Origin of the sequence: Dyadobacter sp. (assembly GCF_051859145.1) — a bacterium.
In the GTDB taxonomy this organism is placed as follows: domain Bacteria; phylum Bacteroidota; class Bacteroidia; order Cytophagales; family Spirosomataceae; genus Dyadobacter.
In genome coordinates, this window is the sequence record NZ_JBHYGF010000261.1 from 1 (window position 1) to 6,043 (window position 6,043).

The window sequence follows — 6,043 nt, forward strand, 5'->3', positions numbered from 1 at the left end:
GAGAACAAGATGGAAATGCCGAAAGGCTACGATACGGTGCGGGAAGGAGTGCCGGCCGGGAAACTGGATTCGGTGAGTTACCAGTCGAAAACAGTTGGTAATTCGCGAAAAGCACTGGTTTACACACCTCCTGGTTTTAACAAAAAGAAAAAATACCCGGTACTGTACCTGCTGCACGGAATCGGCGGGGACGAAAAGGAGTGGCTTAAAGGCGGTAACCCGCAGCTGATCCTGGATAATCTGCTGGCGGAAAAGAAGATTGAGCCGATGATCGTGGTGATGCCCAATGGACGCGCTATGAAAGATGACCGCGCGACTGGCAACATTATGGCGCCGGACAAAGTAGAGGCTTTCGCGACTTTCGAAAAGGATTTGCTGAACGATCTCATTCCATTTGTCGAAAAAAAATATCCGGTACTTACCGATCGTGAGCACCGCGCGATTGCGGGCTTGTCAATGGGCGGCGGGCAGTCGCTGAACTTCGGACTGGGTAACCTGGATAAATTTGCGTGGGTAGGAGGGTTTTCATCCGCGCCCAATACGAAAAAGCCCGAGGAGCTGATGCCCAACCCGGAGGAGGCTAAGAAGAAATTGAAGCTGCTCTTCATTTCCTGCGGGGATAATGATCGCCTGATCACATTCAGCAAGCGTACGCACGATTACCTGTTCGAGCACGATGTGCCGCACGTGTATTATGTGGAGCCGGGTGTACATGATTTCAAGGTCTGGAAAAACGGGTTGTACATGTTTTCACAGTTTTTGTTCAAACCGGTCGACGTAGCTTCTTTGCCAAAGTACACCATTCTGGGAACGCCGGCGGCTACCAACATCCGCAATGCGCAGTATCCGCAGATATTGCCCGATAATCGCGTTGTGTTCCGTACCAAGGCCCCGCAGGCGCAGAAGGTGCAGGTTGATTTGGGTAAAAAGTATGATATGGTAAAAGATACCGCAGGTTTCTGGTCTGTCACCACGGATTCTATTGGTGAGGGTTTCCATTACTATTCATTATTGATCGATGGTGTAGCCCTGGCTGATCCGGCGAGTGAGACTTTTTACGGAATGGGCAGAATGGCCAGCGGCATTGAAATTCCATTCCGTGGCGGCGGCTATTATGCGATGCGCGACGTGCCGCACGGAGATATCCGCATTCAAAAATACCTGTCGAAAGCCAGCAACACCTGGCGTGAAATGTACGTGTACACTCCGCCGGGCTATGATAAATCAACCGATAAATATCCTGTACTATACCTGCTGCACGGCGGCGGAGAAGACCAGCGTGGCTGGGCGACGCAGGGGAAAACGAACCTGATCCTGGATAATCTGATTGCTGAGGGGAAAGCAAAACCGATGATTATCGCGATGATGGACGGGAATGCGGGCACACCGATGGGACCGGGAAGTATGGGTACGGCAGGAGACGGTTTTCTGAAAGCATTTGAAAGCGAGCTGAAAATGGGCGCGATACCTTTTGTTGAAAGCAGTTTCCGCGTGCAGGCCGACGCGGCACACCGGGCGCTCGCGGGCCTGTCCATGGGCGGCATTCAAACTTTGTACGCGGGTGTCAAAAACACCGATATGTTCTCGTCGCTGGGGGTTTTCAGCTCGGGTTGGTTTGCTAACAATGATGCATTATCAGGTCCGCATTATCAGTTTGCCAGGGACAATGCAAAAACGATTAACAGCAATCTGAAAAATTTCTGGATCTCCATGGGCGGCGAGGAAGATATTGCCTACAAAAACTGCAAGATTATGCTGTCTAAGTACGATGAGCTCGGGATCAAATACCAGTACAGCGAGTACCGTGGCGGCCACACCTGGCCAGTCTGGCGCCACGATCTGCACGGGTTTTCGCAACTTTTATTTCGCTAAGTAATAGTTGTTTATGGCGTTTGTCACCCTGAGCGGACCGGGCCGCCGGGCGGTCGAAGGGCCCATGCGGCAGCTTATGAAGTACTTCACTTCGAAAAGTGCTTCGACTGCGCTCAGCATGACAAAAGTCTTTAACAGCCAAAAGCCAACAACAAATCAAACAATGAAAACATCAACAACAACCTTTAAGCTAATCTGCGGATTTGCCTTGGCATTTACGCTTTCGAACCTCTCAAATGCACAGACTTCTAAAACCTTAAAAGCAGCCTACAAAGACTACTTCCCCATCGGCGTAGCCGTTTCCCACCGCGGCCTGACCGGCCCGGATGCGGAGTTGATTATAAAGCAATTCAGCAGTATTACGCCTGAAAATGCGATGAAGATGGGGCCGATCCATCCCGAGGAGAACCGGTATCACTGGGAAGATGCGGATGCAATTGCGGCTTTTGCAGAGAAAAATGGTTTAAAAATGCGCGGCCATACTTTGTGCTGGCATAATCAGACGCCCAGGTGGTTTTTTACGGATAGCGAAGGAAAGCAGGTAACACGCGAGGTGCTGCTGGGTCGTTTGAAGGAACATATCAATGCAGTTGCAGGGCGCTACAAGGGCAAAGTGTACGCCTGGGATGTGGTGAATGAGGCTGTGCCGGACACCAGCGAAAGCATTTACCGCAAGTCCAAATTCTACGAGATTATCGGTGAGGATTACATCGAGAAAGCATTTGAATATGCGCACGCTGCCGATCCGAATGCAAAGCTTTTTTACAATGATTACAACACCGAAAGCGCTGCGAAAAGGGAGAAGATATTTCAGCTTTTGAAAAAATTGAAGGCGAAAAACGTACCGGTTCATGGTGTCGGCTTGCAGGGACATTGGTCTATTTATGAGCCAACCCGGGCTGATATTGAGAAGTCCATTTCACAGTTTGCCAGTCTCGGACTCGAAGTTCAGATTACCGAGCTGGATGTTTCCGTTTATCCAAAAGAACATGAAAGGCGCGCGAAGAAGGAGACCGATAAAGGTGAATTGACGCCGGAAATGATTGCGAAACAAACCGAGCAGTACAAGATGCTTTTCGATGTTTTCAGAAAATACAAAGGCACATTGACCAGCGTGACTTTCTGGAATGTATCTGACAAAACGACCTGGCTTGACAACTTCCCGGTGCCGGGCAGAAAAGATTACCCATTGCTTTTTGACCAGAATTATCAGCCCAAAGCTGCATTTGAACAGGTTGTAAATTTTTAAAACCTGAAATCTGATCCGGCACTTGTGGAATATGTAAAGTTTTGTTTACATTTGGTAAATAAAACTTTACATTATTTTCATCCTAGCCAATCAGAAGTATGACGCTCCTTTTTTCTGCCCGTTACCGGGCCACCGGCGTGTTTATCGCGCTTGCCGGACTGCTCGGCTGCTGCATTGCCTCCACCGATGGTTTGATCAATGTTTACAGGATCCTTTTGCCTGATCAAACGTGGGCGGACGGTTCTTACCCGTATCCATCCAATTTCTGGGAGATCAATGCGCTTCTCAATCATGTCTCCCTGAGTTTGCTCGCATTCGGGATCGTTGCGCTGCTTCTTACGAGGGAGCCCGACGAGTACCTTTATCATTTGCGGCTGGAATCAATCCAGTTTGCCGTTTACGCGCAATTTGTTGTTGGTCTACTGGCTTTTGCCTATTTCTACTTCACGCCCGGCTACCATATCGAAAATGCATTTGCAGCGATAACAGCCTTTGTATCTGCTACTTTCCTGCTGGCCTACCTGATCCGATACTATGTAATCGCCTACTTTAAACAAGGCAACGATTGAGCGCGAAATCCCAGACATTAGTCAATACACTCCGCGTTGAGCGCGCGGTGAAGCGTATGACGCAGGCGGAGCTTGCTGAGCAGGTAGGTGTTTCCCGCCAGGCGATCAATGCGATCGAGACCGGCAAGTTTATGCCTTCTGCACTTTTAGCAATCAAGCTGGCGCGTGTGTTCGAAAAAGCTGTTGAAGACCTGTTTATTATTCAGGATGAAGAAGCTGCGCCCGCCTTGCAGCAGGTTGAATAGCCCACACTTTTGACTTACATATCAGCCATGAGAACCAATATACTGATCCAGCTTTTAATGTTTTTGATCGGCTATAACGCATTGGCCAGGACCGCGTATATCAGTGGGGTAGTTACCAATGCGGATAGCGGCAGTTTGCAATGCACGATCATTTCGCCCCAGCTTCAAACCGAGAACACCAGCATTTTGATCCCGGTGCAAGACGGAAAGTTTGAATATCAATTTGAAATCACCGCGCCTACATTCCTCAATTTCAGTGACGGAGTAAATTACTTTGGCGGGTTTGTTGAGCCAGGTGACAGCATATTGATCAGATACGACAAGCTGAACTTTGCATCATCCATTGTTTATGCGGGTGTCGGAAAAGAGAAATTCGCGATATCTGCTTCCATCTATGAGATTAAAGTTTTCACAAGAAAGCTTGTTGCGACAGCAAAGACCCAGCAGTATCCGATTGATTTTGCCTTCGCCACACTGGATAGCCTGCATGATGTCGTGGAAAAAAGGATAGATCAATCTTCTGGTTCAATGCTTGCGGAAAGTGCCGCTCAACTTCGTGGTTACCTCGCTGCGGCGGGCTTGTCGGCCAGATATAATCTGATAGTAGCCGTTTTTGGCGATTCTTTTGACAACATCCTCAACACCCAGGGAGATAGGTTGAGTAAAGAGACCGTTATAAACATGCGCGCGCTGTTAAATTTTGACAAAGCATTTTCGGGATCCCGGTTCTATGCCGATGCAGTTAAGACAGTTGCCTCGATTTATCTGGAAGAAAACGTCCAGCCAGTGACAGCAGATTTCGCCACAAAAAGATATCGCTTGCTGACAGATATGTTGCCCCCTGAGCTGCGTGATCCTGTACTATACCTGACACTGAAATCCGATATTGCAAATCAGCCTTCCGAAGCCGATCAGTTGGTCATGCAGGCTACTGCGGCGCAATTGGAAAATAGCGTGTACAGACAAAGCATTGAAAATCTGCTGACCGGATACAAGCCGCTGATAGCAGGGGATAAGGCGCCGGATTTTTCGTTGGAAAACCTGAATGGCAACAAGATTAACCTTGCTTCATTTGCCGGGAAAACCATCTATCTCGATTTCTGGTTTGCGAGCTGCGGTCCTTGTCACATGCTTTTCAAAGCGATTGAGCCCGTTAAAAAGCAATTTGAAAATGATGATCGTATCGTTTTTCTGACCGTATCGATTGATAACAAGGATGTATGGAAGAAAGCAGTGACCAAGTTCGGTGTGAAAGGTTTGCATGCTTTTACCGAAAATCAGCTTCGTACACACCCGATCATTCAATCATATCAGGTAACCGCATACCCAACTACCTATATCATAGGTCCGAATGGGAAGATTTTTTCTACGCAACCTTCCCAAAACCCTGAGATCTTGAAGAAACAGTTGGAAGACTCTATAAGTATTGCGGGTAAATGAAGGATTTGAAGTAAAGAAAATGGTGATCACCAATCTTCGAAGTTGCTGCAAGCTTCTGAATACCTGCTATTTTTTCCTCCGGCCAAGCCAGCTCCTGACGAGCCGCACAACGTAAAGCAGGATGAAAGCGAGGAAGAGGTAGTTGAATACTTTCCCGACCGTGTCAAATGCACCCTGGTATTTGTTGCCAAAGTAATAGGCTGCAAAAAAGACAATGGACGACCAGATGAGCGTACCAGCGAAAGTGTAGCTCAGAAACCTGACCGGTTTCATAGACACAAGCCCGGCGGGAATAGAAATGAATGTTCTGAACGTGGGCACCATTCTTCCCCAGAACACTGCGACAGCTGCATGTTTGTCGAAAAACCGGAGCGCTTTCTGGTAGGATTCCTCGGATAAACCAATCCAGACGCCATTCCGGCTGACCCAGCTTTCGAGCCTGTCGGCACCTACTTTCTTTCCCACCCAATACCAGAAACCTGCGCCTGCCAAAGAGCCTAATGTAGCCGAGAGCACAGCAAGAATGGGGTTGATCTCGCCTTTGACAGCAGCTATCCCACTCAGGGAAAGGATGATTTCCGACGGCAGCGGCGGACAGATGTTTTCCAGCAGCATCAGTATAAAAATTGCCAGGTAACCCGCTTGTTTAATAAATTCTTCAATCAGGG

Annotated in this window: 6 protein-coding genes; 5 read left to right on the plus strand and 1 reads right to left on the minus strand. The window is 48.4% G+C overall.

Translation table 11 applies throughout. From position 1 onward, the window contains the following. Positions 1–9: 9 nt before the first annotated feature. The 5 genes from ACTIE6_RS15345 (at position 10) to ACTIE6_RS15365 (ending at position 5,375) form a co-directional block, all read left to right on the plus strand. The gene (locus ACTIE6_RS15345; protein ID WP_439557478.1) at positions 10–1,872 is read left to right on the plus strand and encodes an alpha/beta hydrolase-fold protein; all 1,863 of its coding nucleotides are present in this window, start codon (positions 10–12) and stop codon (positions 1,870–1,872) included. A 163-nt stretch (positions 1,873–2,035) separates the two neighbouring features. Continuing rightward, the gene (locus ACTIE6_RS15350) at positions 2,036–3,121 is read left to right on the plus strand and encodes an endo-1,4-beta-xylanase (protein WP_439557473.1); all 1,086 of its coding nucleotides are present in this window, start codon (positions 2,036–2,038) and stop codon (positions 3,119–3,121) included. 98 nt (positions 3,122–3,219) lie between these two features. Further along, on the plus strand, positions 3,220–3,690 hold the full coding sequence (locus tag ACTIE6_RS15355; RefSeq protein WP_439557474.1) for a hypothetical protein: 471 nt from the start codon (positions 3,220–3,222) through the stop codon (positions 3,688–3,690). Then, on the plus strand, positions 3,687–3,935 hold the full coding sequence (locus ACTIE6_RS15360; protein ID WP_439557475.1) for a helix-turn-helix transcriptional regulator: 249 nt from the start codon (positions 3,687–3,689) through the stop codon (positions 3,933–3,935). Before ACTIE6_RS15355 ends, ACTIE6_RS15360 begins: the two co-directional genes overlap by 4 nt. 27 nt (positions 3,936–3,962) lie before the next feature. Next, on the plus strand, positions 3,963–5,375 hold the full coding sequence (locus ACTIE6_RS15365) for a TlpA family protein disulfide reductase (RefSeq protein WP_439557476.1): 1,413 nt from the start codon (positions 3,963–3,965) through the stop codon (positions 5,373–5,375). A gap of 66 nt (positions 5,376–5,441) precedes the next feature. Here ACTIE6_RS15365 and ACTIE6_RS15370 read toward each other — a convergent pair. After that, on the minus strand, positions 5,442–6,043 hold a 602-nt coding region (locus ACTIE6_RS15370; RefSeq protein ID WP_439557477.1), incomplete at its 5' end, for a DedA family protein.